Origin of the sequence: Pseudomonas sp. LABIM340 (genome assembly GCF_040017195.2) — a bacterium.
Taxonomy (GTDB): Bacteria; Pseudomonadota; Gammaproteobacteria; order Pseudomonadales; family Pseudomonadaceae; genus Pseudomonas.
Window position 1 is genome coordinate 6,054,545 of sequence record NZ_CM200227.1, and the last position, 26,422, is coordinate 6,080,966.

Consider the following 26,422-nt stretch of genomic DNA (forward strand, 5'->3'; position numbering starts at 1 on the left):
TACGGACGATTTATGTTTTTCCACATTAGATACCAGACTTGACAGCTTCGCAAATGGCTCGCCAGCAAAAAAACTGCTTATAATGTGATCAGCTTTTCCCTTTTTACCGCGCCATCCGCTTAACTCTTTCTTTTCCCTGGAAATCCAAGACCTTCCCGATGCGCCTGCTGAAGTTTCTGTGGTGGACATGCGTCACCATTATTTGTGGAGTGCTGCTCAGTTTCAGCGGCGCCTATCTGTACCTCAGCCCGAACCTCCCGTCCGTGGAGGCCTTGCGCAACGTGCGGCTGCAGATGCCGCTGCGCGTGTACAGTGCTGATAACAAATTGATAGCAGAGTTTGGCGAGATGCGCCGAACGCCGATTCGATTTGCTGAAATCCCCCCGGATTTCACCCACGCACTGTTATCGGCTGAAGATGACAATTTCGCCAACCATTATGGCGTGGACGTCAAAAGCCTGATGCGTGCTGCCGCGCAATTATTGAAGACCGGGCACATCCAGACCGGCGGCAGTACCATCACCATGCAGGTGGCGAAGAACTACTTCCTCACCAACGAACGCAGCTTCTCCCGCAAGATCAATGAGATCCTGCTTGCCCTGCAGATCGAGCGCTCGCTCACCAAGGACGAGATCCTCGAGCTCTACGTCAACAAGATCTACCTGGGCAACCGCGCCTACGGCGTCGAAGCCGCCGCCCAGGTCTATTACGGCAAGTCCATCAAGGACCTGAGCCTGGCGCAGATGGCGATGATCGCCGGCCTGCCCAAGGCACCGTCGCGCTACAACCCGCTGGCCAACGCCGCACGCAGCCTGGAGCGTCGCAACTGGATTCTCGAGCGCATGCTCAAGCTCGGCTTCATCGACCAGCCGCGTTATCAGGCCGCCATCCAGGAGCCGGTCGGCGCGTCCTACCACGTCCAGACTCCGGAGCTGGCAGCCCCGTACATCGCCGAGATGGCCCGCGCCGAACTGGTCGGCCGCTTCGGTGGCGACGCCTACACCGAGGGCTATCGCGTCTACACCACGGTGCGCAGTGACCTGCAGGAAGACGCCAACACCGCGCTGCGCGAAGGCCTGCAGGATTACGACCAGCGACACGGCTACCGCGGCCCCGAGACGCGCCTCCCCGGCAAGACTCGTGACGCCTGGCGCCAGGCCATCACGCAGCAGCGCCCGCTGGGCGGCCTGGAACCGGCCATCGTCACCCAGGTCGAGAAGAGCGGCGCCATGGTCATGACCCGCGACGGCAAGGAAGAAGCCCTGAGCTGGGACGGCATGAAGTGGGCTCGCCCCTACCTGAGCAACAACAGCATGGGCCGCATGCCCAGCCAGCCCAGCGACGTGGTGCAGGCCGGCGACGTGATCCGCGTACAGCGCAAGGACGACGGCTCGCTGCGCCTGACCCAGGTGCCGGCCGCGCAGAGCGCCCTGGTCTCGCTCAACCCGCAGGACGGCGCGATCATGGCGCTGGTCGGCGGCTTCTCCTTCGAACAGAGCAACTACAACCGCGCCACCCAGGCCCGTCGCCAGCCCGGCTCCAGCTTCAAGCCATTCATCTACAGCTGTGCGCTGGACAACGGCTTCACCGCCGCCTCGCTGATCAACGACGCCCCGGTGGTGTTCTACGACGAGTACCTGGACAAGGTCTGGCGTCCGAAGAACGACACCAACACCTTCCTCGGCCCGATCCCCATGCGCGAGGCGCTGTACAAGTCGCGCAACATGGTGTCGATCCGCATCCTCCAGGCCCTGGGCGTCGACCGCGCACGCAACTGCATCAGCAAGTTCGGCCTGAACAAGGACGACCTGCCGCCGAACCTGTCCATGGCCTTGGGCACCGCGACCCTGACTCCCATGGAGATCGCCAGCGCCTGGACCGTCTTCGCCAACGGCGGCTTCAAGGTCGCGCCCTACATCGTGCAGCGCATCGAAAGCCGCGACGGGCAGGTGCTTTACCAGGCCAACCCGCCGAGCATTCCGCAGAACGAGGGACAGGTGCAGGCGCAGCCGCAACCGGCCGGCACCGACGCCTTCGGCAACGACGACCCGAGCCAGGCCAAGACCACAATCGAGCCGGCGGCCGCCGAGCGCGTCATCGATGCGCGCACCGCGTACATCATGACCAGCATGCTGCAGGACGTGATCAAGCGCGGCACAGGCCGCCGCGCACTGGCACTCAAACGCGATGACCTGGCAGGCAAGACCGGCACCACCAACGAGTCGAAGGACGCCTGGTTCTCCGGCTTCAACGCCGACTACATGACCACCGTCTGGGTCGGCTTCGACCAGCCGGAAAGCCTCGGTCGCGCCGAATACGGCGGCAACGTCGCCCTGCCGATCTGGATGCGCTACATGGGCGCGGCGCTGAAAGACAAGCCGTCGCACCTGCTGCCCGAGCCGCCCGGCCTGGTCAGCCTGCGCATCGATCCGGTCACCGGCCGCGCGGCGCCTCCGGGCACCCCGGGCGCGTACTTCGAACTGTTCAAGAACGAAGACACGCCTCCGTCGATGAACGAACTGGCACCCGGCAGCGCCCCCGGCAGCGGCATGCCGGCGGACGAAGAAGCGCCGATCGACCTGTTCTGACAGAAAGGCCCCTCCTCGGAGGGGCCTTCTCATTTTCGGGAGTCATTCCCGACAAAGTTATGGCATTTCGCCAAATCATTGATTAATCTGGGCTTTGCGGCGGCGAACAACCCCAGGCGACCGACCCCATCCGGCGCGTCAGGGGCTTCCCGCGGCAACTTCATCAGGAGTTTTGAATGCCACGTGCCCTGCCAGGCTGGCTGTTCTGCCTGATCGCCCTTCTTCTCGGCGCACCCTTGCTGCGCCTGCTCGCACAACCCCGCTCGCTCGAACCCGCACCCGATCTCGTCTATCTCGACCAGTTGTTTGCCGTGCTGATTGCCAGCGCCGGCCTGGCGGGCCTGCTGATTGCCTTCCTGCTGCGCCTTGCCGGGAGAGTCCTGGTGGCGCTGGCGCTCCTGGTGCCGGCAATCGCCCTTTGCGCGTGGCACCTCACCCACACCCACCTCGGCCCGGTTTCGCCCACCACAGAGCAATACGAGTGGCTGCTGGCGGGCCTCGCGCTCTATGCGCTGGTACTGGTGGGCATCAATTGGCTGAACCGGGGCGAGAACGGCCCGCTCACGGCGCTGCGCTACCTGGGCTTCGTCCTGCTGCTGCCGTGGAGCCTGGGACTGCTCTACCTCGGGCGCCTGTACTACTGAGGCAGGTCGCGCCAGGTCAGGTAGACACGCAGGTCGAACTCCAGCTGGTGGTAACCGGGCAGCATGTGCTCGCAGAGCTGGTAGAACGCCTTGCTGTGATCGCGCTCCTTCAGGTGCGCCAGCTCGTGAACGACGATCATCTGCAGAAATTCGGGGGCCGCGTCCTTGAACAGCGAGGCGACGCGGATTTCCTTCTTCGCCTTGAGCTTGCCGCCCTGTACACGGGAGATCGCAGTATTCAGCCCCAGCGCGCGCTGCACCACGTCAAGCTTGTTGTCGTAGAGCACCTTGTCCACCGCCGGCGCGGTGCGCATGTACTGCTGCTTGAGGTCCATGGCATAGCCGTACAACGCCTTGTCGCTCTGCACGTCATGGCGGCCCGGATAGCGGCGCTCCAGGTACTCGCCGAGGCGGTCCTGCTCGATGAGTTGGCGCACCTGGTCCTGGAGTTGTGGCGGATAGGCCTGGAGATAACGAAGCGGCTGCATGGGAAACGACTGGCGGAGGAAACGTCCGCCAGTCTACCGCATTCCCCGATCAGGCCAGCGCGCGGGTGCTGTAGGCCTCGGTGCGATAGGGGAAGGCGACTTCGCTGCGCCCCTTCAGCGCCGGGTGCGTGGCGATCAGCTCATGCAGTTGCTCGGCGACGCGCTGTTTCTGCTCGTCGGGCAGCGCCGCGATGAAGCTCACCGACAGGGTGCGCGCGACGATCACCTGTTCCGGCGGGCCGATGTGCTGGTAGCTGAACTCGCGCAGGCGCAGGTCCTCGAAGCGCGACCCGGCAAAGGCGCGGCGCCACAGCCCGGTGTGGAAGCGCGGCGTGCTGCCTTCGTAGCGCTCGAGGATGCGCGTCACCTGGGCGACCCAGTCGACACGCTCGTCGCGCACATTCCAGACCAGCCCGAGATGGCCGCCCGGTCGCAGCACGCGATGGATTTCCTCCAGCGCCCGCTCGTGGGCGAACCAGTGGAAGGCCTGGGCGCAGGTCAGCGCATCGATGCTTTCCGCCACCAGCGGCATCGCCTGGGCCGTTCCATCGAGCACCTTCACGACGGGCAGTGAAGCGCCGAGCTGCTCGCGCATGGCCGCCACCGGCTCGATAGCAGTGACCTGCGCACCGGTGCGCAACAACAGCGAAGTGAACTTCCCAGTACCCGCGCCAAGGTCGACCACTTCCTGGCCGGCACCTATGCCCAGCTCTTCGCCGAGCCAGCCCAGCAGCTCGTCCGGATAGTCCGGGCGCCCATGGGCGTAAGCCTTCGCTTCACGGGAGAAACCTTCCTGCGCACTGCCATGTACATCCGTCATCGTGCCTCCAGAGCCCGCCCGGCCCGAGCACCAGCGCTCAGCGGAACCGGCAGGCCTTGCCGTCGAGAGTGGTCTTTCCATCAAGGTAACTACGGTAGCAGCTGAGCAGGCGCGATTCCTTGATACGGCAGCGCTTCTGCCGGCATTCGCTGGAGAACTCGAAGCGGCCGCCATCCGGGGCGGCGAGCTGGATGCGAATAGCCGGCCAGCCCTTCTTCGGCGACTTTTCCGGCGTGCTGAGTACACGGTTCTCGTTTTCTACCAGGGCCGCGCCCGCCTCGGCATAGTCGAAGACGAACAGCAGGGTGCGCGAGGTCTTCAGCGTGCACTCCTGATGGGTCAGGCAGTTCTGTGCGTCCACCGGCAGGTCCACCGGCGGCTTGGCCGGCGGCTCGACAGGCGCGGGCGGGCGCAGCGAACAACCGGCGAGAAGCGTCAGCAGCAGGACGGAAAGCAAGGCACGCAGCATCGACAATTTCCTTCTAGCGGATACGAAAGAGCCCCGCAGGGCGGGGCTCTTCAGGAGCAAACCTGGGCCGGGATCAGTTGACCTTCGACACCAGCTCACCCTTGGCGTAACGCTGGAACATGCCTTCCAGGGAGATCGGCTTGATCTTCGAGGCATGGCCGGCGGTGCCGAAGGCTTCGTAGCGAGCGATGCAGATATCACGCATGGCGACGATGGTCTGGGCGAAGAACTTGCGCGGGTCGAACTCGCTCGGCTGCTCGGCCATCATGCGGCGGATGGCACCGGTGGAAGCCAGGCGCAGGTCGGTGTCGATGTTGACCTTACGCACGCCGTGCTTGATGCCTTCGACGATTTCCTCGACCGGCACGCCGTAGGTTTCCTTGATGTCGCCGCCGAACTCGTTGATCACCTTCAGCCACTCTTGCGGCACCGAGGAGGAGCCGTGCATCACCAGGTGGGTGTTAGGGATGCGCTTGTGGATTTCCTTGATGCGCTCGATGGAGAGCACGTCGCCGGTCGGCGGCTTGGTGAACTTGTAGGCGCCGTGGCTGGTGCCGATGGCGATGGCCAGGGCGTCGACCTGGGTCTTCTTGACGAAGTCGGCGGCTTCTTCCGGATCGGTCAGCAGCTGGCTGTGGTCCAGCACGCCTTCGGCGCCAACGCCGTCTTCCTCGCCGGCCATGCCGGTTTCCAGGGAGCCCAGGCAGCCCAGTTCACCTTCCACGGACACGCCGCAGGCGTGGGCGAAGGCAACGGTCTGCTGGGTGACACGGACGTTGTAGTCGTAGTCGGCCGGAGTCTTGCCGTCTTCCTTCAGCGAGCCGTCCATCATGACGGAGGAGAAGCCCAGCTGGATGGAACGCTGGCAGACGTCAGGGCTGGTGCCGTGGTCCTGGTGCATGCACACCGGGATGTGCGGGAATTCTTCGATGGCCGCGAGGATCAGGTGGCGCAGGAAGGGCGCACCGGCGTATTTGCGGGCACCTGCGGAGGCCTGCACGATCACCGGGGAATCGGTCTTGTCGGCCGCTTCCATGATGGCGCGCATCTGCTCGAGGTTGTTGACGTTGAAAGCCGGAACGCCGTAGCCGAACTCGGCGGCGTGGTCCAGCATTTGGCGCATGCTGATGAGTGCCATGGTCTTCGCTTCTCCCAGAAGTCAGGCTCGGTTACACGAGCCCCTTAACTACATGTTTGGAAGCCTGCCGCAGGGGCAGGCCGTGTTCAAGTCTTCCGGCGCGTGCCGGACAATCGGCGCTCAGCGCGCCTTGCAACCACGACCGATCAGGTCGTTGCTCTCGACCCAGTAGACCAGGCCCTGGTCGCCTTTGATGCTCAAGCCGATCAGCCCGTCGCTATAGAAAGCGCCGGAGCCGCCGGGTTCCTCTTCCAGGTGATGAACCACGTCATCCTCCCCCAGCTTCAGGTCGACGACCGATTTGCTGGGGTCAACGTAGCGCCACCGCACTTCGGCCTCGCTGTCACAGACCCAGTGGTTCCAGCCGCCCTGCGCAGCGGAGCTGCCGCCTGTCGAGTGACTGGAACAACCCGCCACCAGCGCAAGCGCCAGGGCCGGGACGAGATAACGCAACATCGGGCGACTCTCCTTCGGGCGGACGCGCCGCCGGATATCCAATGCGCCAGATTGCCCGTCCCGCCGCAGGAACGCCAGTGCCGCCTGCGCCGGGGCGCGGGCGGTACTGTCAGATCGTGATCCCGGCCGCCAGGGCGCTGCCTCAGGGGCAGTTCACCGGCTTCTGGTCGGGCGTCGGATCGCCGCTGCTCTGGCTATCCACCCGCTCGCGGTTCTGGTCCGAAGGCACCATGACCGAGGGCGGGCTCATCACTTCACAGGTACTGGGGGTTCCACCGCTTCCGGCACAGCCGACCAGCACGAGGCAAAACGACAGCAGAGGGGTGACAGCTCGCATGACCGTTCTCCTTGGCATCCGTACAAGGGTTGTGACCCAGGGATGCCGCAGAGGTTTGCTTTACTGTCGCCCGGCAGTGTTGCCTGGATCAGGCCTTGGCGCGCTGCTCCAGCACTTCCACGGCCGGCAGGACCTTGCCCTCGACGAACTCGAGGAAGGCGCCACCACCGGTGGAAATGTAGGAGATCTGCTCGCCGATGCCGTACTTGTCGATCGCCGCCAGGGTGTCGCCACCGCCAGCGATACTGAAGGCGGAGCCTTCGGCGATGGCCTTGGCCAGGGTTTTGGTGCCTTCGCCGAACTGGTCGAACTCGAACACGCCGACCGGACCGTTCCACAGGATGGTCTTCGAAGTCTTCAGCAGCTCGGCGAACTGGGCGGCGGTCTTCGGGCCGATGTCCAGGATCATGTCGTCGTCGGCCACGTCAGCGATGTCCTTGACGGTGGCGACGGCGGTCTCGGCGAACTCCTTGGCAACCACGACGTCCACCGGCAGCGGAACGCTGACCTTGGCGGCGATGGCCTTGGCGGTATCGACCAGATCGGCCTCGTACAGCGACTTGCCGACCTTGTGGCCCGCCGCGGCGAGGAAGGTGTTGGCAATGCCGCCGCCGACGATCAGCTGGTCGCAGATCAGCGCCAGACTGTTCAGCACGTCGAGCTTGGTGGACACCTTGGAGCCGGCGACGATGGCCGCCATCGGGCGCGCCGGGTTGCCCAGGGCCTTGCCCAGGGCATCCAGTTCGGCAGCGAGCAGCGGACCGGCGGCGGCGACCTTGGCGAACTTGGCCACGCCGTGGGTCGAACCCTCGGCACGGTGGGCGGTGCCGAAGGCATCCATGACGAACACGTCGCACAGGGCGGCGTATTGCTGGGCCAGCTCGTCGGCGTTCTTCTTCTCGCCCTTGTTGAAGCGCACGTTCTCGAACAGCACGACTTCACCCGGCTTCACTTCGACGCCGCCCAGGTAGTCCTTGACCAGCGGCACGGCGCGGCCCAGGGCCTTGGACAGGTAGTCGGCGACCGGCTGCAGGCTGTTCTCGGCGGAGAATTCGCCTTCGGTCGGGCGGCCCAGGTGCGAGCAGACCATCACTGCCGCACCCTTCTCCAGGGCCAGCTTGATGGTCGGCAGCGAGGCCAGGATGCGCGCGTCGCTCTTGACCACACCGTCCTTCACCGGAACGTTGAGGTCTTCGCGGATCAGCACGCGCTTACCTTGGAGGTCGAGGTCGGTCATCTTCAACACGGTCATGACAGTCAGTCCTGTTGGGGCTGTTTGATTAACGTTCGGTAGCGGCGACCCACAGGAAGTGCCCTGCGGTATCGAGCATGCGGTTGGCGAACCCCCACTCGTTGTCGAACCAGGCCAGCACGTTCACCAGGCGGGGGCCGGAAACGCGGGTCTGGCTGCCATCGACGATGGCCGAGTGCGGGTCGTGATTGAAATCGCAGCTGGCGTGGGGGAGCTCGGTGTACGCCAGCAGGCCTTTCAGCGGGCCTTCGGTGGCGGCCTGGCGCAGCACGCGGTTGATCTCCTCGGCGGACGTATCGCGGGAGACCTGCAGGGTGATGTCCAGGGCCGAGACGTTCACCGTCGGCACCCGAATGGCTTTGGCCTGGATTCGCCCGACGAGTTCCGGCAGCAGGCGCTCGATACCACGCGCCAGCCCGGTGGACACCGGGATCACCGACTGGAAGGCCGAGCGCGTGCGGCGCAGGTCTTCGTGGTGGTAGGCGTCGATCACCGGCTGGTCGTTCATCGCCGAGTGAATGGTGGTGATCGAGACGTACTCGATGCCCACGGCTTCGTTCAGCAACTTGAGCAGCGGCACGCTGCAGTTGGTGGTGCAGGAGGCGTTGGACACCAGCGTCTCGGCGCCGGAGAGGCCCTGCTGGTTGATGCCGAAAACCACGGTGGCGTCGATGTCCGCCTCGCTGGCCATCGGCTGCGAGAACAGCACCCGCGGCGCACCGGCACCGAGGAAGCGCTCGCCGTCGGCGCGGGTGTTGTAGACGCCGGAGCATTCCAGCACCAGGTCGATGTCCAGGGCGCGCCAGTCGATGGCCTCGGGCTCGGCTTCGCGGAACACCTTCACGCAGTCACCGCCGACATGCAGGCAGCCGTCGGCCACGCTCACCTCGCCAGGGAAGCGGCCGTGGGTGGAGTCGAAGCGGGTCAGGTATTCCAGGCTGGCCAGGTCCGCCAGGTCGTTCAGCGCGACGATGGAGAAATCAGCCTTGGCGCCGCGTTCGTGCAGAGCACGGAACACGCAGCGGCCGATACGGCCGTAGCCGTTGAGGGCAACTCGGTAAGGGCGCTTGGACATTGTTATCCCTTGGTGATCGCTGCCGGGGCTTGATGCGCCCCGGCAGGCTCAGGCGCTCGTCAGGCTTCGAGCAGCTCGGCGGCGACTTCCAGCACGTTCTCGACGGTGAAGCCGAAGTGCTCGAACAGCGCCGGGGCCGGGGCCGACTCACCGAAGGTGGTCATGCCGATGACGCGGCCTTCCAGGCCGACGTACTTGTACCAGTAGTCGGCGTGGGCGGCTTCGATGGCGATACGCGCAGCTACCTGGACCGGCAGCACGGCCTGCTTGTAGCCGGCGTCCTGCTGGTCGAAGACGCTGGTGGACGGCATGGAGACCACGCGCACCTTGCGGCCTTCGGCGCTGAGCTTGTCGAACGCCTGGACGGCCAGGCCGACTTCGGAGCCGGTGGCGATCAGGATCAGTTCCGGCTCGCCGTCGCAGTCCTTCAGCACGTAGGCGCCACGGGCCACGTCGGCCAGCTGGGCGGCGTCGCGCGGCTGGTGCGGCAGGTTCTGGCGGCTGAAGATCAGCGCGGACGGACCGTCGGCACGCTCGATGGCGTACTTCCAGGCCACCGCGGATTCCACGGCGTCGGCCGGGCGCCAGGTGTCCAGGTTCGGGGTCAGGCGCAGGCTGGCCAGCTGCTCGATCGGCTGGTGGGTCGGGCCGTCTTCGCCCAGACCGATGGAGTCGTGGGTGAACACGTAGAGCACGCGCTGCTTCATCAGAGCGGACATGCGCACCGCGTTACGGGCGTATTCCATGAAGATCAGGAAGGTCGCGCCGTAGGGGATGAAGCCGCCGTGCAGGGCCACGCCGTTCATGATGGCGCTCATGCCGAACTCGCGCACGCCGTAGAACATGTAGTTGCCGTTGGCGTCGTCGGCAGTCACGCCCTTGCAGCCTTTCCACAGGGTCAGGTTGGAACCGGCGAGGTCGGCGGAGCCGCCCAGCAGTTCCGGCAGCAGCGGGCCGAAGGCGTTCAGGGCGTTCTGGCTGGCCTTGCGGCTGGCAATGGTCTCGCCTTTCAGCGCGACGTCGGCGACGTAGGCGGCAGCCTTCTCGGCGAAGTCGGCCGGCAGCTCACCGGCAACACGGCGCTCGAACTCGGCGGCCAGTTCCGGGTGCGCGGCCTGGTAGGCGGCGAAGCGCTTGTTCCACTCGGCTTCACGGGTGGCGCCGGTGTCCTTGGCGCTCCACTCGGCGTAGATGTCCGCCGGGACTTCGAACGGCGCGTGGTTCCAGCCCAGCGCGGCGCGGGTGGCGGCCACTTCGTCAACGCCCAGGGCGGCGCCGTGGCTTTCTTCCTTGCCCTGCTTGTTCGGCGAGCCGAAGCCGATGATGGTCTTGCAGCAGATCAGGGTCGGCGCGTCGCTCTTGCGGGCGGTCTCGATGGCGGTCTTGATCTCGTCGGCGTCATGGCCGTCGACATTGCGGATCACCTGCCAGCCGTAGGCTTCGAAGCGCTTGGGGGTGTCGTCGGTGAACCAGCCGTGGACTTCGCCATCGATGGAGATGCCGTTGTCGTCGTAGAAGGCGATCAGCTTGTTCAGGCGCAGGGTGCCGGCCAGCGAAGCGACTTCATGGGAGATGCCCTCCATCATGCAGCCGTCGCCCAGGAAGGCGTAGGTGTAGTGGTCGACGATGCTGTGGCCGTCACGGTTGAACTGCGCGGCCAGCACCTTCTCGGCCAGCGCCATGCCCACGGCATTGGCGATGCCCTGGCCCAGCGGGCCGGTGGTGGTCTCGACGCCGGCGGTGTAGCCGTACTCCGGGTGGCCCGGGGTGCGCGAACCCATCTGGCGGAAGCTCTTCAGGTCATCGACGGTGACGTCGTAACCGGTCAGGTGCAGCAGCGAGTAGATCAGCATCGAGCCGTGGCCGTTGGACAGCACGAAGCGGTCACGGTCAGCCCACTGCGGGTTGCTCGGGTTGTGCTTGAGGAAGTCGCGCCAAAGCACCTCGGCGATATCCGCCATGCCCATGGGGGCGCCGGGATGGCCGCTGTTGGCTTTCTGCACGGCATCCATGCTCAGTGCGCGGATGGCGTTGGCTCGCTCACGACGGCTGGGCATCGCTAATCTCCTGCGGGGGCTGCTTCGAAAGATCGAAGGGAATGAAAAAAGGCCGGTATTTTCGCCCAGCCGGGCCTCGCGGGGCAATGACAGATCGGCAGATGCCTGATGCAAGGCACGCGCAGAGGGCATCCAACTGGTCAAAAACCGCTCATCCGTCAATATCAAAACTTTTTGATACAGCTATTGCCCGCTCCGGAAGCCGCGACTAGACTGCCCGACCTATGAGTCTGCGCCTGCCCGAAATCCGCCACGACGATTGCGACCAGCTGGCTGCCCTGTGCAAGGCCGGCGGCGATCCGCTGCGGCTGAATGTCCTGCGGGTGCTGGCCAACGATTCGTTCGGCGTGCTGGAGCTGGCGCATATCTTCGGCGTCCGCCAGTCAGGCATGAGCCACCACTTGAAGGTGCTGGCCCAGGCCGGACTGGTCGCCACCCGCCGCGAAGGCAACGCGATCTTCTATCGCCGCGCCCTGCCCCAGGGCGAAAGCCTGGGTGGCACGCTGCACGGGGCACTGCTCGAAGAAGTGGACGAACTGGCACTGGCCGATGACGTCAGCGCCCGCATCGATGGCGTACACGCCCAGCGTGCCGCCGTCAGCCGCGATTTCTTCGCCCGCAGCGCGGAGAAGTTCCAGGCGACCCAGGACCTGATCGCAGGACTGCCGCAATACCGCGAAAGCGTGCTGGCGCTGCTCGATGCCCTGAGCTTCGTCCCCGGCGCCACGGCGCTGGAAGTCGGCCCCGGCGACGGCGGATTCCTCCCCGAGCTGGCCCGGCGTTTCGGTCAGGTCACGGCGCTGGACAACAGCGAGACCATGCTCGAGATGGCGCGGCAACGTTGCGCCAGCGAAGGGTTGAACAACGTCCGGCTACGGCTGGGCGATGCCCTGCAGGACGTCGACGACGCGGCGGACTGCGTGGTGCTGAACATGGTGCTGCACCACTTCGCCGCACCGGCGGAGGCCGTGAAGCAGCTGGCACACCTGGTGAAACCCGGTGGCAGCCTGCTGGTGACCGAACTCTGCAGCCACGACCAGAGCTGGGCCCGCGAGGCCTGTGGTGATCTCTGGCTGGGGTTCGAACAGGAAGATCTGGCCCTCTGGGCCGACGCCGCCGGGCTCGCGTCTGGCGAAAGTGTTTACATCGGTTTACGTAATGGCTTTCAGATCCAGGTACGGCACTTCGCCAAACCGGATTCGCGAAGCGTCCTCACCCACCGGTAATTGAATGGGAACCGTTAGATGAGCGAATACTCTGTTTTCACCTCCGAATCCGTCTCCGAAGGCCATCCGGACAAGATCGCGGACCAGATTTCCGATGCGGTGCTCGACGCCATCATCGCCAAGGACAAATACGCCCGCGTGGCCTGCGAAACCCTGGTGAAGACCGGTGTCGCGATCATCGCCGGTGAAGTCACCACCTCCGCCTGGGTCGACCTGGAAGACCTCGTGCGCAAGGTCATCATCGACATCGGCTACAACAGCTCCGACGTCGGCTTCGACGGCGCCACCTGCGGCGTGCTGAACATCATCGGCAAGCAGTCCGTGGACATCAACCAGGGCGTCGACCGCGCCAAGCCGGAAGACCAGGGCGCTGGCGACCAGGGCCTGATGTTCGGCTATGCCAGCAACGAAACCGACGTGCTGATGCCCGCGCCGATCTGCTTCTCCCACCGTCTGGTGGAGCGCCAGGCCGAGGCCCGCAAATCCGGCCTGCTGCCGTGGCTGCGCCCGGACGCCAAGTCCCAGGTCACCTGCCGCTACGAAGGCGGCAAGGTCGTCGGCATCGACGCCATCGTCCTGTCCACCCAGCACAACCCGGAAGTCAGCTACAAGGACCTGCGCGAAGGCGTGATGGAGCTGATCATCAAGCAGGTGCTGCCGGCCGAGCTGCTGCACAAGGACACCCAGTTCCACATCAACCCGACCGGCAACTTCGTGATCGGCGGCCCGGTGGGCGACTGCGGTCTGACCGGCCGCAAGATCATCGTCGACTCCTACGGCGGCATGGCCCGTCACGGCGGCGGCGCGTTCTCCGGCAAGGACCCGTCCAAGGTTGACCGTTCCGCCGCCTACGCCGGCCGCTACGTGGCCAAGAACATCGTTGCCGCCGGTCTGGCCGAGCGCTGCGAGATTCAGGTGTCCTACGCCATCGGCGTGGCCCAGCCGACCTCCATCTCGATCAACACCTTCGGCACCGGCAAGATCAGCGATGACAAGATCATCCAACTGGTCCGCGAGCACTTCGACCTGCGTCCGTACGCGATCACCAAGATGCTCGACCTGCTGCACCCGATGTACCAGCCGACCGCGGCCTACGGCCACTTCGGTCGCAACCCGATCGAAATGACCTACGGTGACGACACCTTCACCGCCTTCACCTGGGAGCGCACCGACAAGGCTGCCGCCCTGCGTGACGCCGCCGGCCTGTAAGACCCGGTAGCAGGAAAAGCCCCGCCTCGGCGGGGCTTTTTCGTTTCCGCTCTCCCACAAAACCTCACGAAGAATCCACATCCATCCCAGCGTCGAGCGCTGCGCCACAGTCCTAGCCTTGCGGGTTTACGCCGTCCGGACGCTCGCCATGCCTCGCCTTGCCCTCGCCTTCCTGCTGTGCCTCCCCCTCGTCGCCAAGGCCTGTCCCGACGGGCCGGCCGAGCAGGCCTTCCGCCAGATCGACGCACTCCAGGCACAACTGACACAGTGGGATGACGACTACCACCGTGACGGCCAATCACCGGTCGCCGACGAACTCTACGACCAGGCCCGCGAGCGCCTGCGCCAATGGCAGGCGTGCTTCCCGCAAGCCACTGCCACCCCAGAATCGCCGCTGGCCAGCAGTGCCGGGGAGGTTCGCCAGCCATTCGTCCACACAGGCCTCGACAAGCTTCCCGACGCCTCGGCCGTGGGCACCTGGCTGGCGAACCGCAGCGATCTCTGGGTGCAGCCCAAGGTCGACGGTGTGGCGGTCACGCTGGTCTACCGCAACGGTCGGTTCGCCCAGGCAATCAGCCGAGGCGACGGCACCCGCGGGCAGGACTGGACTGCCAATGCGCAGCGGATCGACGCCATCCCCAAGGAGTTGCCCGGCACGGGTGGCGAATTGGTGCTGCAAGGCGAACTGTACTGGCGCCTGCCGCAGCATGTGCAGGCGCTGAAGGGCGGTGCGGGCGCGCGCGGCAAGGTCGCCGGACTGATGGCGCGCAAGGAGCTTGGCGACGAGGGCACGCAGATAGGCCTGTTCGTCTGGGAGCTGCCGGACGGCCCGCTGGAGATGCCCGAGCGCCTGGCACGCCTGCGCCAGCTGGGATTCGGCGACAGCGCCGAGCTGACCGAGGCGGTGACAGGGCAGCCCGAAATCGAAGCCTGGCGCGAACGCTGGTATCGCCAGCCCCTGCCGTTCGCCAGCGACGGCATCGTCATCCGCCAGGGCCGTCGGCCGCCGGGCAAGGCCTGGAGCGCACAGGCACCGGGCTGGGCGGTGGCCTGGAAATACCCGCATCAACTGGCGCTGGCCGATGTGCGACGAGTGGAGTTCAAGGTCGGCCGCAGCGGGCGAGTGACGCCGGTGCTGCATCTCGCCCCGGTGGAGCTGGATGGGCGGACCATCCAGCGCGTCGGCGCCGGCTCGCTCAAGCGCTGGCGCAGCCTCGACATCCGGCCCGGCGACCAGGTCGCCATCGCCCTCGCCGGGCTGACCATCCCTCGCCTGGACGGCGTGGTCTGGCGCTCGCCGATTCGCCCCGAACTTGCTGTACCCAAGGACGAGCAGTTCAACGCCCTCTCCTGCTGGAAACCCACCGAGGGCTGCGCGGAACAGTTCCTCGCCCGCCTGCAATGGCTGAGCGGCAAGAGCGGCCTGGGACTCTCGGGCGTCGGTCCGGGCACCTGGCGGCGCCTGCACGAAGCCGGCCTGCTGGCGGGACTACTCGACTGGATGACGCTGACCCCGGAGCAACTGAGCCAGGTACCCGGCCTGGGCGAGCGCAGTGCCGCCAGCCTGCACCAGCAGTTCCAGCTGGCTCGCCAACGCTCGTTCGCTGTCTGGCTGCGCGCGCTCGGCGCGCCCTCGCCGAACGCCCATCCGGCTGGAGAAGACTGGTCCGCACTGGCCACCCGCAGCGCGCCGCAGTGGCAGGAGCTACCCGGCGTCGGCAAGGTCCGCGCGACGCAACTGGAAGCCTTCTTCCAGGCACCGGAAGTCGTGCAACTGCGCGAGCGGTTGCACGACCTCGGCGTCTCCGGTTTCTGAGCGCCTCAGCGCATCTGGAAGGCTTCCTGGTGGAAGCGGCTGCCCGGCATGCCCTGGCGGCGCAGGTCACGGCGCAGCAGTTCGGCCAGCGCCTGCGGACCGCAGAACCAGACGCTCGGCCAACGCCCCTGCGCTCCGGGCTGCAGGCCCAGGTCCGCCGCCTGCAGGTAGCCTTCGCTTTCGCTGTAATGCACGCGCAGATCGATGCGTGGCAGTTTCGTGCAGAGCTCACGCAGGCGGCCGGCGTAGATTGCGTCGGACGGCGAGCGCACGCAGTACAGCAGGGTCACTTCCGGGCAGTCCTCCGGCCGCGCCTGTAGCGACTCGAGCCAGGCCAGGAACGGCGTGATGCCGATACCACCGGCGATCCACACCTGCCGCTCACCCTTGTCGCGACGGAAGTCGAAGCGGCCGTAGGGCCCTTCCACCTTCACCGGATCACCGACCTTCAGAGCATCCTGAAGGCGCTGTGTGTAGTCCCCGAGCGCCTTGATGCTGAAGCGCACCTCGCCATTGCCCAAGTCGCCGCTGGAAAGGGTGAAGGGATGCTGCCCCTCCAGTCGATCACAGGTGAGGAAGGCGAACTGGCCGGCGCGATGCTGCCAGCGGCCCTGCAGCTTGCAGGTCACTTCCAGCATGCGCTCGCCGGGGCGTTCGATCGCCACCACAACGCCTTCATGGGTACGCCGGCGACCGATCTGCCCGGTGAGCGACCAGAGCGCGCAGAGGCTGCCCACCACGGCGCAGAACGCCACCAGCCAGCCCACCGGCTGCGTCCAGTAACCCGCCGGCGCCAGCACCACGCCATGGAAGGCGAGCACCAGGTAGACCACCGCGAGGGTTTTGTGGACGTAGCGCCACAGGTGGTACGGGAAGCGTTGCCAGAGGGTGATGACCAGCATCGCCGCCAGCAGCCAGGCCGACCATTCGCCCAGGTCCTTGGCCGATCCGCGGAACACGTCGAGGAAGGTCTCTACCCGTGGCCCCTTGGCGGGCTTGGCGATGAACTCGGCGAGCAGCGGCCCGCCCAGCTCCATCAGGTAGTGCAGCAGGCCCAGCACGATGGCCAGGATGCCGGCCCACTTGTGCGCGCGGTACATGCGGTCGAGGCCGTCCAGCGGCTTTTCCAGCCAGACCGGGCGCACCGCCAGCAGCATGATCAGCGACATCAGCGCGAAGGACGCGACGCCGGTGAAGAGAATGGCCTGCTTGCGCAGGACCCAGATGTCCAGGGTTGCCGGCGGGTCGACGAACAGCGCCAGGCCAAAGGTGGCAGCAACGGCCAGCAGTACGATCCAGATGAGTTTCATGAGTCCTCCTTGGGGCGCCAAAGCAGCGAGCCCAAGCGGGAAGCTGAAGGAATCTTCTGAATCATCCCTTAATTTCGAAAGGTCTTTAGTCGGCTATCGGCAATGCCATGACCCATGTCAAACGCATCGCCCTTCGTTATGCTCGGCACATTCCTACAGACCAATTTCATGCCATGCGCCTGCGAGTCCTGTCCGACCTCCACCACGAACACTTTCCCAACGGCCGCCGCGAACTGCCGCAGACGGCCGCGGATGTCGTCGTATTGGCCGGCGACATTCATGAGCACCTGCAAGGCCTGCACTGGGCGCGGGAGGAATTCCCGGACAGCGAAATCATCTACGTCGCCGGCAACCACGAGTACTACCACTCCGATCTGCCCGAGCTGACGCAGGCCATGCGCAACCTGGCCCGCGCACTGGATATCCACTTCCTCGAGAAGGATGCGCTGATCCTCGGCGGCGTGCGCTTCCTCGGCACCACGTTGTGGACGGACTTCCAGCTCTACGGTGAACGCGCGTCGGAACTGGCCTGCGAGCAGGCACAGCTGCTGATGCCCGATTTCAATACGGTGGATTACTTCACCCAGCCCTTCACCCCGCAGATGAGCCGCGAACTCTGCGGCGCCAGCTGCGAATGGCTGGCGGCGGAACTGGATCAACCCTTCGCCGGCCCGACGGTGGTGGTGACGCACCACGCACCCAGCGCCCGCTCCATTCCCTCGCACTACGTCGGCGACGCCCTGTCGCCGGCCTTCGCCTCGAACCTGGAAGGCCTGGTCGAGCGCTGTGACCTGTGGATTCACGGACACGTGCACGAATGCCTGGATTATCGGGTCGGCCGGGGCCGGATCGTCGCCAACCCCGGCGCCTACCCCGGCGAGGACAGCGGCTTCGATCCCTGCCGGGTGATCGAACTCTAGAGCGGCGGCTCGATGCGTGCCGGCTCGTCGGGTGACAGCTCGCTGAAGAAGCGCCAGATCTCAGCCGGCCCGTCCAGTTGCGGGTCGACCTGGCCGAGCAGGCGCGGCGGTCGGTACAGCGGCTGCGATATCAGGTGCCCGCCGCCGAACACCGTCACCAGTTCCACGGGCGGCCCGTCGCCGGCAGCCCAGCGCTGCCGCTGCGTCCACACCGGGCCCGGCTGGGTCAGCTTGTCCACCTGCGGCTCGCCGCCCTGGCCGTTACGCCGCGCCAGCGCGAGGGCAGAGTCCTCGGCTGAGAGCACGTCGCCGCGATCACCGAAGCCGAACAGCGTGACCCGGCCACCCGCGTAGGGATTGATCGGGTCACGCGTGCCATTCATCAACAGTGCGGCCTTGGGCTGTTCGGCCGGACGGCAGGCGTCGTTGTCGGCGCCCGGCAGGCTGGCAGCCACGGCGGCGACGCCATCGACCTTGTCCGGCGCCTCGGCGGCCAGGCGCAGGGCCATCTGCCCGCCATTGGAGTAGCCGGTGACGAATACCCGCGCGGGGTCGACGCCGCGCTCGCGCTGCAGGCTTTCGATCATCTGCGAGAGGAAACCGACGTCGTCGATGTTCAGGCGCCGCGCGCTGTAGGAAGCCACCCGCCGACAGTCGTTCCAGTGCCCTTCGAAACCATCGGGATAGAGCACCAGGAAGCCATCGCGATCGGCCAGGGCATCGAAGCGGTAGCCGCTGTCGCGGCGCATGCGCTCGCCGTTGCTCTGCGAGCTGTGCAGCACCACCAGCAGCGCCGGGCGCTCGGCCAGCTTCTGCGGCACGTAAAGGACATAGCTGCGGCGCCGTTCGCCCTGGCGCACCGAGGCATCTTCGCTGCTGCCGGTCAGCACCGGCTGCAGCTTCAGCTCACCGGGCACGTACCACCAGCCGCCCACCAGCAGCGCCAGCACCAGCAGCGCGATGAGTGCCTGCACGATCCGCATCGCCACCCGCATACCGCCTCTCCTTGCCCGCCTGGCGGGCCTTGCGAGTCCCGGCCTGGTCCTGACGGGGGCAATTGTCCTGAGGCAGCCCCTCGCCGCGCCGTCCATGGCAAACTCTAGCCGTTGACTCCAACGTCATAGTGTTTGGTAACCAAGGACTCCGAAAATGTTCCGAAGCTCTGCCCTGCTGGCCGCCGTTCTCGCCCTCGGCTGCTCAAGCCCGCTGCTTGCCGCCGATGCCGCCAAGCAACCGCTGACCGGCTGCGCGGCCAAGCGTGCCGCCATCGAAACCCAGCTCGAACAGGCCAAGGCCCAGGGCAACGGCAACCGAGTTGCCGGCCTGCAGACCGCGCTGGAAAAGGTGAAGACCTACTGCACCGACGCCAGCCTCACGCAGGAGCGCAAGCAGAACGTGCTGGATGCCGAGAAGGACGTCGCCCAGCGCGAGAAGGACCTGCGAAAGGCGATGAACAAGGGCGACGCGGAGAAGATCGAGAAGCGCAAGGACAAGCTGGCTGAAGCACGCGCCGAACTGGAGCAGGCCAAGCGCGAGCTGGAGGAGTAACCGGAGCGCGAATCGGCCCGCCCCTGCTGGAGCGGGCCACGCCCGCGAAGGCGGACAAGGTCCGCCACTGCTCTGCGCTTTAGAGCGCGCGGAATTTCTTGTGGCAGGCTTCGCAGGCGTCTTCCACCGCGGCGAAGTCCTTGCGCACGCCCTCGGGCGTCGGCGCGGCGTTGCGGGTGTTCTCGCCAAGCGCGTGGACAGCCTGCTGGAAGGTCTTGGCGTCGGCCTGGAACTCCAGCTGGCGCTGCCAGATTTCCGCCTTGGCGCGGGTATCGTCGCTTTCCACCTTGTCAGCTGGCGGCTGGGTAGTGGGGAAATACTGCCAGGGCTTGTCGGCCAGCTCGCCGAGCTTGGTCGAGTTCGCGCGGAACTTGTCCGCATCGAAGGGGATGCGTCCGCGCAGCATGCCGCCCATGTCCTCGCTGGTCTTGAGCATCTCCTTGAACACCGCCTGGCGCTTGTACTCCGGCGAGTTGGGGTCCTGGCGATGGCAGCCGGCGAGCGCCGTGCCGGCGAGCAGCAGAACGAGCAGGGTCTTCAACTTCATGGGGGACTCTTGTAGGACGGCTATTCACGGAAGCGCCGGATTATCCGCCCCGATGTCCGAATGTTCCAGACCACGCCCAAGCAGCTGCGGCCATCCGCCGCAGCCGTGCGCCTTTCGTTCAGCCGCCGTTCAGGCGGCCGAAACGACGAAGATCGCGATGATCAGGCCCATGCCGAGGAACCAGACAAGCGAGCGCAGCAGCGCCAGGTCGGCGACGTAGAAGATCAGGTAGAGCAGGCGGCTGGTGACCCAGGCGATGGCCAGGCGGTCGATGGTGGCGGGTTCGGCGTTGTTCACCACGTAGGCGATGATCACCGCCGCGGCGAAGGCCGGGGTGACCTCGAAGCTGTTCATCTGGAAGGCGTTGGCGCGCTTGCGGTAGCCCTCCAGCGTGGCGAGGAAGGTGCGCGGGTCGTGGTTCTGCCGGGGACCGAAGCCGCCACCGGTGAACTTGGCGAGGCTGGTGCCGACGTAGGGCAGGAAGATCGCGATCAGGACGCACCAGAAGGCAATGGGCATGGGGGGAATCTCGTCGAGGGGAAAGCGCGCAGCTTAGGTCATCGCCGCACGCCGCGTCCTTGACCGGCCTGGCGCCACGCGGCGTAGCGCGGGCCAATCCTCAGAGCTTCATCACCAGCATGCCCGCCAGCACCAGGCTGCAGGCGGCCAGGCGCGGCAGGCCGAAGGGCTCCTTGAGGAAGCGCATACCGAACAGCACCACCAGCAGCACGCTGGTCTCGCGCAGCGCGGCGGCCTCGGCGATGGAGCCCATCTGCATGGCCCAGAGCACCAGCCCGTAGCTGAGCAGCACGCAGAAGCCGACACTCAGGCCGAGCTTCCAGTCGTTGATCCAGAACTTGGCGAAGGCTCGCGTTCGCCCGACCAGCGCCACCAGCGGGAACGGCAGGCCGGACAGCAGCGACAGCCAGACCAGGTAGTCCAGCGGCTTGGGCCAGAGCTTCAGCGCGTTGCCGTCGGTCCAGGTGTAGCTGCCGATGCACACACCCATCAGCAGCACGGTGGGATAGGCGATCCACGGCAGCTTCGAGCCGCCACCGCCCTTGAGCAGGAACAGCATGCCGACCGGGATCAGCAGGATGCCAAGGATCTGCTTGTCGGTCAGGTGCTCGCCACCGAAGTACAAGGTCAGCGCCAGCACCACCAGCGGCGACAACCCGCGCATCAGCGGGTAGACCAGCCCCAGGTCGCCGACCTTGTAGGCCTGGATCAGCAGCACCCGGTACACCAGCTGCAGCGACACGGCGGCCAGCAGCCAGGGCCAGACCTCGGCAGGGGGAATCTCGATCCAGGGCAGCAGGACCAGCGCGGCGGCCAGGCCGACCATGTCCATGCAGGCGACCACCAGCAGGCGGTCGCTGCTGAATTTGACGAGGGTGTTCCAGGTGGCGTGCAGCAGGGCGGCCAGCAGCACCAGGGTAGTGGCGAGCACGAAAGCGAACTCCTGGTATAGACCAAGCCAATTCTACCCCGAGCCACCCCATGGCCCGCAAGCATCGGCTGTTTCGGACATTTCCATCTGACTCCTCAGCCGGAACTGACCTAGACTGGGCCTTTTCGCCAGCACGAGCGTCTGCCATGCCCCGTTTGATCAAGTTCCTCACCGGCTACATCCTGGTCACCCTGCTCTCCGGTTGCGGCTACAACGCCATGCAGGCCGGCGACGAGCAGGTGAAGGCTGCCTGGTCGGAAGTGCTCAACCAGTACCAGCGCCGCGCCGACCTGATCCCCAACCTGGTCAGCACCGTGAAGGGCTACGCCTCCCATGAAGCCAGCGTGCTGACCCAGGTGACCGAGGCCCGCGCCAAGGTCGGCAGCACCACGCTCAACGCCGACCAGCTCGGCGACGAGGCTGCCGTGAAGCGCTTCCAGCAGGCCCAGGGCGAACTCAGCTCGGCGCTCTCGCGCCTGCTGGTGGTCACCGAGAACTACCCGCAGCTCAAGGCCGACGGCCTGTTCAAGGACCTGCTGACCCAGCTCGAAGGCACCGAGAACCGCATCACCGTCGCCCGCGGCCGCTACGTGAAGTCCGTGCAGGAGTACAACGTGATGATTCGCCAGTTCCCGCAGGTGATCACCGCGAAGATCTTCGGCTACCAGCCCAAGGCCAACTTCAGCGTGGAGAACGAAGCCGCCATCTCCACCGCGCCTAAAGTGGACTTCGGCAACGCGCCGGCGCAGCCCGCGCAATGACCCTGCCGCGCTGGCTGCTGGCCGCCCTGCTGCTGTGCTGGGCGAGCCTGCTGCAGGCGGCGCCGGTCGCCATCCCACCGCTCAGCGCCCGCGTCACCGACCTCACCCAGACACTCGACGCGGGCCAGCGCGCGCAGCTGGAAAGCCAGCTCGCCGGCCTGGAGCAGCGCAAGGGTGCGCAGATCGCCGTGCTGCTGATCCCCAGTACCGGCGAGGACAGCATCGAGGACTACGCGGTCCGCGCCTTCGAACAGTGGAAGCTGGGGCGCAAGGGCGTGGACGACGGCGTGCTGCTGGTGGTCGCCAAGAATGACCGCGCGCTGCGCATCGAAGTCGGCTACGGCCTGGAAGGCACCATCACCGACGTGCAGGCCGGGCGCATCATCCGCGATCAGATCGTCCCGCACTTCAAGACCGGTGACTTCGCCGGCGGCATCCAGGCCGGCGTGGACAGCCTGATAGCGCTGATAGAACCGCCAGCGGCAGCCCCTGCCGAACCCGATGCGGGCGCAGCGGATCAGTTGCCGCAGACGGGCCCGGTGACGGGCTACAGCGACGCCTACTCCAACCGCAACGCCAGCGCCGCCGAGGACATCCCGCCTGCGCGCCTGCTCGGCCTGCTCGCCCTGCTGGTGGGTGTGCCGCTGCTGTGCCTGCTGTTCCCGGTGCAGTGGCTGCGCCAGCGCAGCATGGGCCGCTACCTGCTGTGCAGTGCGCTGGTCGGCGGCGTGGCCTCGGCGGTATTGCTGTTCAGCGAGTCCAATCCCGCAGCCCTGCAGCAGCAGATGATCGGTTCCTTCTCAATTCCGCTGGTGCTGTACATCTTCTTCCTGCCGCCGATGTGGCTGACCTCGGGCGTACTGCAGCTGCTGCTGATGATCATCAGCTCGATCGGCCGTGGCGGCGGTGGGCGTGGGGGCGGCGGAGGCGGTGGCTTCCGTGGCGGCGGTGGCTCCAGCGGCGGCGGCGGGGCCTCCGGCCGCTGGTAAGCCCATGCACGCTTGAGAACTACAGGGAAGTGACGCCCTGCTCTTCTTCGCGGATCGAACGCAGCACCTGCCGCTGCAGGTCGATGAACTCGGCGCTGGCGGCCATGTCCTCGTGGCGCGGGCGGCCGAGCTTCACGTCGAAGGTGGTCTTGATCCGCCCCGGGCCCAGGCCCATCACCACGATGCGGTCGGACAGGTAGACCGCCTCCTCCACGTCATGGGTGACGAACATCACTGTCAGCCGGTGGGTCTCCCAGATGCGCGTGAGCAGCTCCTGCATCTGGTGGCGGGTCATGGCATCCAGCGCGCCGAAGGGCTCGTCCATCAGCAGGATCTTCGGCCGGTAGGACAGCGCTCTGGCAATCGCCACGCGCTGCTTCATGCCGCCGGACAATTCGTTCGGATAGGCCTCGGCGAACTTCGTCAGCTTCACCAGCTCCAGGTGCTCGTCGGCGATCTCGCGGCACTGCGCGCGGGACATGCCGGCCGCCTTGAGGGCGAACTCGACGTTCTGCCGCGCAGTGAGCCAGGGCAGCAGGGTGTAGGACTGGAACACCACGCCACGGTCCAGGCCGGGACCTGCGATCGGCACACCGTCCACCTTCACGCTACCGCTGTCGAATTCCTCCAGGCCGGCAGCGATGGACAGCAGCGTGCTCTTGCCGCAGCCCGAGGTGCCGACGATGGAAACGAACTCGTTGTCCGCCAGGGTCAGGTCGATACTGCGCAGCACCTCGCGGCGCTCCTTGCCGACCGCGAAGCTCTTGTTCAGGCCGGAGATTTCCAGGGTCGCCATCAGCTGCGTCTCCGGTTGTAGCGGAACAGGACCTTCTCGCCGGCGCGCATGGCCTGGTCGGTGACCAGCCCGAGGAAGCCCAGCAGAAGGATGTAGCCAATGATGGTGTCGGTCTGGAAGAAGCGCTGGGACACGGTGATGCGATAGCCCAGGCCCGAGGTCGCGGCCACCAGTTCGGCCAGCACCAGCCAGGTCCAGGCCCAGCCGAGGCTGATCCGCAGGGCGTCCCAGATGCCCGGCAGCGCACTGGGCAGGACGATCTTCAAGAGTATGCGACGGTCCGGCATGCCGAGGGTACGGCCGAGGCCGACGAAGTCCGCCGGCACGCGCTTGATGGCATCCATCACCATCAGCACCTGCTGGAAGAAGGTGCCGATCCAGATGATGAGGAATTTCTGGAAGTCGCTGGTACCGGCCCAGAGGATGGTCAGCGGGACGAAGGCAACCACCGGCATGTAGCGCACGAAGTCCACCAGCGGCTCGGTGGTGGCTTTCCAGAAGCCGTAGCAGCCGGCGAATACGCCGATCACGATGGACATCGCCGAGGACACCAGGAAGGCCACGGCAATGCGGTACACGCTGACCTTCAGGTCCGACCACAGGGTTCCGTCGGCGGCCAGCTTGAGCATCCGCGCCCAGACGTCGCCGGGCGCCGGCAGGAAGATCTTCGGCACTGCGCCGCTGGCGCCGGCCAGCCACCAGAGCAGCGCCAGCAGGACGAACACGGCGCCGCCGATGAGCAGGAAGTGGCGCTGCGCGATCGGCTTGCCGATGGTGAACAGCGGGTTGGATTTACGGGCTTTCATGTCGGGCTCGTCGAACGGAGAAAGACGCGCGCCGGCTCAGGGCCGGCGCGCGGGGTGGATCACGAAGTCAGAGAGCCTCGACGAAGCGCGCGTCGATGGCCTGCGCCGGGGTGACCGGCTGCTGGAGGATGCCGGCTTCGCTGGCGGCCTTCTGGATGTGCTCGAACGAGCCCTTCTGGAAGGCGCCCTTCAGCTCGGTCTTGTTCTCCTTCACCGAGTAGAAGTGCACGCCGTCGAAGGCGCTGGTCAGCTCGGACTCGTCGGCGCCCACGCCCTTGGCGATGGCGGCGCGGCCTTCGGCGCCCTGCTCGTTGTAGTGCTTGAGGCCGGCTTCCCAGCTCTTGATCAGCGCCAGCACCTGGCCGGGACGCTCCTTCAGGACCTCATCGCGGACCACGAATACGTCGCTGATGATGCCCGGATCATCCGAGCCCTTGTACAGCAGGTTGACCTTGGGGTTCTGCTGCTTGGCGGCGGACAGGTAGGGCTCGTAGGTCACGGCGGCCGGGACCTGGCCGGCGATCAGCGCGCTGCCGGCGTTGGCGGCAGGCATCGGCACCGGCTGCACATCGGCGATGGTCAGGCCGGCCTTGCGCAGGGCGCTGTGCAGGAGGATGTCGCTGGTGGTGCCTTCTTCGTAGGCAACCTGCTTGCCCTTGAGGTCGGTCAGGGTCTTGATCGACGGGTCGACGATCAGCGCGTCGGCGCTGGTGCTCTGGTCCAGCAGCAGGACGATCTTCACCGGCAGGCCGGCGGCGACCATGGCCATGGCGGTGTGGGTGGCGAGGTTGCCGCCGTCGATCTGGCCGCTGGCCAGGGCGGCGTTCATGTCCTTGTCTTCGGTGAAGTTGACCAGCTCGACCTGTTCCAGGCCGTTGGCCTTGAAGGCGCCAGCCTGTTCGGCGACATACCACTGGCCGTAGCCCAGCCAGGGCTGCATGCCCATCTTGAAGGTGCCGGCTTCGGGCTTGGTGTCGGCCTTGATCGCTGCGGCGTGCGCGGCGCCGGCCAGCAGCAGGCTGGCGCAGGTGGCCACGGCCAGTTGGCGCAGCGCGGATGCGAAGGTGGTGTGCATGGTCTCTCCCCGGTCATTGTTTTGCAGGCACATTCGGGTGAATGCGTGCTGCTGGATCGGCGGGGAGCGTGCGTCGGCCCATGCCCGCCGTGGGCGGGCAAAGGCTCACATTCAATCGACGCAAATGCAAAGGTTTTCGCCGCGGTTCGGCTTGGCTCCGGGCACGCTGGCAATCACCTCGGCGAGTCAGCCATCAGGGCTGGGGAATGGCGTCGTCCTTGAACTGGTCCTTGATGTAGAGGATCTCGGTGCGGCCGTGCGGCGCCGGCTGACCGTCCGGGCCGATGTTGACGAAGACCATCTTGTCGACCGTGAGAATGCTCTTGCGGGTGATCTTGTTGCGCACTTCGCAGCTCAGGGTAATCGAGGTGCGGCCGAACTCGGTGGCGGTGATGCCCAGTTCGATGATGTCGCCCTGGCGCGCGGAGCTGACGAAGTTGATCTCGGAGATGAACTTGGTGACCACGCGCTGGTTGCCCAGCTGAACGATGGCGTAGATCGCCGCTTCTTCGTCGATCCACTTCAGAAGACTGCCGCCGAACAGGGTGCCGTTCGGGTTGAGGTCTTCAGGCTTGACCCATTTGCGGGTATGGAAATTCATGGAAGCTCCTTCTTGGGAGATTGCGCCTCGTGAGCGCGATGACG

At 66.1% G+C, this 26,422-nt stretch carries 27 protein-coding genes; 9 read left to right on the forward strand and 18 right to left on the reverse strand.

Features of this window, described 5'->3' with window-relative positions; genetic code table 11:
- The first annotated feature begins 158 nt into the window (after positions 1–158).
- Positions 159–2,588 (forward strand): penicillin-binding protein 1A, encoded by a 2,430-nt coding sequence (locus ABKS89_RS27895; RefSeq protein ID WP_348588392.1) that lies wholly within the window; start codon positions 159–161, stop codon positions 2,586–2,588.
- Between the two features lie 176 nt (positions 2,589–2,764).
- Positions 2,765–3,232, forward strand: coding sequence for a hypothetical protein (locus ABKS89_RS27900; protein WP_348588393.1), 468 nt, complete (start codon positions 2,765–2,767; stop codon positions 3,230–3,232).
- Here ABKS89_RS27900 and ABKS89_RS27905 read toward each other — a convergent pair.
- The 9 genes from ABKS89_RS27905 to tkt all read right to left on the reverse strand — a co-directional run bounded on the left by ABKS89_RS27905 (position 3,226) and on the right by tkt (position 11,324).
- Positions 3,226–3,720: a YgjP-like metallopeptidase domain-containing protein gene (locus tag ABKS89_RS27905; RefSeq protein ID WP_081515415.1), complete on the reverse strand. Its 495-nt coding sequence runs from the start codon at positions 3,718–3,720 to the stop codon at positions 3,226–3,228. The genes ABKS89_RS27900 and ABKS89_RS27905 overlap by 7 nt on opposite strands.
- A 49-nt stretch (positions 3,721–3,769) precedes the next feature.
- Positions 3,770–4,540: a class I SAM-dependent methyltransferase gene (locus tag ABKS89_RS27910; RefSeq protein ID WP_348588394.1), complete on the reverse strand. Its 771-nt coding sequence runs from the start codon at positions 4,538–4,540 to the stop codon at positions 3,770–3,772.
- Between the two features lie 37 nt (positions 4,541–4,577).
- Positions 4,578–5,009 carry a hypothetical protein gene (locus ABKS89_RS27915; protein ID WP_348588395.1) on the reverse strand — a complete coding sequence of 144 codons (432 nt, stop codon included), beginning with the start codon at positions 5,007–5,009 and terminating at the stop codon, positions 4,578–4,580.
- Between the two features lie 73 nt (positions 5,010–5,082).
- Positions 5,083–6,147 (reverse strand): class II fructose-bisphosphate aldolase, encoded by a 1,065-nt coding sequence (fba, locus tag ABKS89_RS27920; protein WP_138213927.1) that lies wholly within the window; start codon positions 6,145–6,147, stop codon positions 5,083–5,085.
- A gap of 120 nt (positions 6,148–6,267) precedes the next feature.
- Entirely contained in the window at positions 6,268–6,603 is a 336-nt protein-coding gene (locus ABKS89_RS27925) for an MliC family protein (RefSeq protein ID WP_138213926.1), read from the reverse strand.
- A gap of 142 nt (positions 6,604–6,745) precedes the next feature.
- Positions 6,746–6,940: a hypothetical protein gene (locus ABKS89_RS27930; protein ID WP_348588396.1), complete on the reverse strand. Its 195-nt coding sequence runs from the start codon at positions 6,938–6,940 to the stop codon at positions 6,746–6,748.
- Positions 6,941–7,028: 88 nt separating this feature from the next.
- Entirely contained in the window at positions 7,029–8,192 is a 1,164-nt protein-coding gene (locus ABKS89_RS27935) for a phosphoglycerate kinase (RefSeq protein WP_138213924.1), read from the reverse strand.
- A gap of 28 nt (positions 8,193–8,220) precedes the next feature.
- Complete coding sequence (gene epd / locus ABKS89_RS27940; RefSeq protein ID WP_348588397.1) at positions 8,221–9,267, reverse strand: erythrose-4-phosphate dehydrogenase; 1,047 nt, start codon at positions 9,265–9,267, stop codon at positions 8,221–8,223.
- A 59-nt stretch (positions 9,268–9,326) separates the two neighbouring features.
- Positions 9,327–11,324, reverse strand: coding sequence for a transketolase (tkt, locus tag ABKS89_RS27945; RefSeq protein WP_348588398.1), 1,998 nt, complete (start codon positions 11,322–11,324; stop codon positions 9,327–9,329).
- A gap of 224 nt (positions 11,325–11,548) precedes the next feature.
- Here tkt and ABKS89_RS27950 point away from each other — a divergent pair, with 224 nt between their 5' ends.
- The 3 genes from ABKS89_RS27950 (at position 11,549) to ligB (ending at position 15,575) form a co-directional block, all read left to right on the forward strand.
- Positions 11,549–12,550, forward strand: coding sequence for an ArsR/SmtB family transcription factor (locus tag ABKS89_RS27950; RefSeq protein WP_138213921.1), 1,002 nt, complete (start codon positions 11,549–11,551; stop codon positions 12,548–12,550).
- Positions 12,551–12,568: 18 nt separating this feature from the next.
- Complete coding sequence (metK, locus tag ABKS89_RS27955) at positions 12,569–13,759, forward strand: methionine adenosyltransferase (protein ID WP_138213920.1); 1,191 nt, start codon at positions 12,569–12,571, stop codon at positions 13,757–13,759.
- A gap of 148 nt (positions 13,760–13,907) precedes the next feature.
- Positions 13,908–15,575 carry an NAD-dependent DNA ligase LigB gene (ligB, locus tag ABKS89_RS27960; protein ID WP_348588400.1) on the forward strand — a complete coding sequence of 556 codons (1,668 nt, stop codon included), beginning with the start codon at positions 13,908–13,910 and terminating at the stop codon, positions 15,573–15,575.
- Between the two features lie 5 nt (positions 15,576–15,580).
- Here the strand turns inward: ligB and ABKS89_RS27965 are convergent, their stop codons facing one another.
- Positions 15,581–16,885, reverse strand: a complete 1,305-nt coding sequence (locus ABKS89_RS27965) for a ferredoxin reductase family protein (protein ID WP_348588401.1) — start codon at positions 16,883–16,885, stop codon at positions 15,581–15,583.
- Between the two features lie 173 nt (positions 16,886–17,058).
- On the opposite strand from ABKS89_RS27965, the gene ABKS89_RS27970 reads away from it, so the two are divergent.
- Entirely contained in the window at positions 17,059–17,805 is a 747-nt protein-coding gene (locus tag ABKS89_RS27970) for a metallophosphoesterase family protein (RefSeq protein WP_138213917.1), read from the forward strand.
- Here ABKS89_RS27970 and ABKS89_RS27975 read toward each other — a convergent pair.
- Complete coding sequence (locus ABKS89_RS27975; RefSeq protein WP_348588402.1) at positions 17,802–18,800, reverse strand: CE1 family esterase; 999 nt, start codon at positions 18,798–18,800, stop codon at positions 17,802–17,804. The two genes, ABKS89_RS27970 and ABKS89_RS27975, sit on opposite strands and share 4 nt — an antisense overlap.
- 154 nt (positions 18,801–18,954) lie before the next feature.
- Here ABKS89_RS27975 and ABKS89_RS27980 point away from each other — a divergent pair, with 154 nt between their 5' ends.
- Entirely contained in the window at positions 18,955–19,353 is a 399-nt protein-coding gene (locus ABKS89_RS27980; RefSeq protein ID WP_138213915.1) for a DUF1090 domain-containing protein, read from the forward strand.
- Between the two features lie 79 nt (positions 19,354–19,432).
- Here the strand turns inward: ABKS89_RS27980 and ABKS89_RS27985 are convergent, their stop codons facing one another.
- From ABKS89_RS27985 to ABKS89_RS27995, 3 genes are all read right to left on the reverse strand, one after another.
- Positions 19,433–19,900: a c-type cytochrome gene (locus ABKS89_RS27985; protein ID WP_138213914.1), complete on the reverse strand. Its 468-nt coding sequence runs from the start codon at positions 19,898–19,900 to the stop codon at positions 19,433–19,435.
- A gap of 129 nt (positions 19,901–20,029) precedes the next feature.
- Positions 20,030–20,419 (reverse strand): MAPEG family protein, encoded by a 390-nt coding sequence (locus tag ABKS89_RS27990; protein ID WP_138213913.1) that lies wholly within the window; start codon positions 20,417–20,419, stop codon positions 20,030–20,032.
- A 100-nt stretch (positions 20,420–20,519) separates the two neighbouring features.
- Positions 20,520–21,350: an EamA family transporter gene (locus ABKS89_RS27995; RefSeq protein WP_138213912.1), complete on the reverse strand. Its 831-nt coding sequence runs from the start codon at positions 21,348–21,350 to the stop codon at positions 20,520–20,522.
- A 146-nt stretch (positions 21,351–21,496) separates the two neighbouring features.
- Here ABKS89_RS27995 and ABKS89_RS28000 point away from each other — a divergent pair, with 146 nt between their 5' ends.
- Both ABKS89_RS28000 and ABKS89_RS28005 read left to right on the forward strand, forming a co-directional pair.
- Complete coding sequence (locus ABKS89_RS28000) at positions 21,497–22,111, forward strand: LemA family protein (RefSeq protein ID WP_192435924.1); 615 nt, start codon at positions 21,497–21,499, stop codon at positions 22,109–22,111.
- Positions 22,108–23,100: a TPM domain-containing protein gene (locus ABKS89_RS28005; protein WP_348588403.1), complete on the forward strand. Its 993-nt coding sequence runs from the start codon at positions 22,108–22,110 to the stop codon at positions 23,098–23,100. Before ABKS89_RS28000 ends, ABKS89_RS28005 begins: the two co-directional genes overlap by 4 nt.
- Before the next feature lie 19 nt (positions 23,101–23,119).
- On the opposite strand, the gene ABKS89_RS28010 is transcribed toward ABKS89_RS28005, so the two are convergent.
- The 4 genes from ABKS89_RS28010 to ABKS89_RS28025 all read right to left on the reverse strand — a co-directional run bounded on the left by ABKS89_RS28010 (position 23,120) and on the right by ABKS89_RS28025 (position 26,378).
- Positions 23,120–23,896 (reverse strand): ABC transporter ATP-binding protein, encoded by a 777-nt coding sequence (locus ABKS89_RS28010; RefSeq protein WP_348588404.1) that lies wholly within the window; start codon positions 23,894–23,896, stop codon positions 23,120–23,122.
- Positions 23,896–24,702, reverse strand: coding sequence for an ABC transporter permease (locus tag ABKS89_RS28015; protein WP_348588405.1), 807 nt, complete (start codon positions 24,700–24,702; stop codon positions 23,896–23,898). Before ABKS89_RS28015 ends, ABKS89_RS28010 begins: the two co-directional genes overlap by 1 nt.
- A 67-nt stretch (positions 24,703–24,769) precedes the next feature.
- Positions 24,770–25,777: an ABC transporter substrate-binding protein gene (locus tag ABKS89_RS28020; protein WP_348588407.1), complete on the reverse strand. Its 1,008-nt coding sequence runs from the start codon at positions 25,775–25,777 to the stop codon at positions 24,770–24,772.
- 193 nt (positions 25,778–25,970) lie between these two features.
- Positions 25,971–26,378, reverse strand: a complete 408-nt coding sequence (locus ABKS89_RS28025; protein ID WP_138213907.1) for an acyl-CoA thioesterase — start codon at positions 26,376–26,378, stop codon at positions 25,971–25,973.
- Positions 26,379–26,422: the final 44 nt, after the last annotated feature.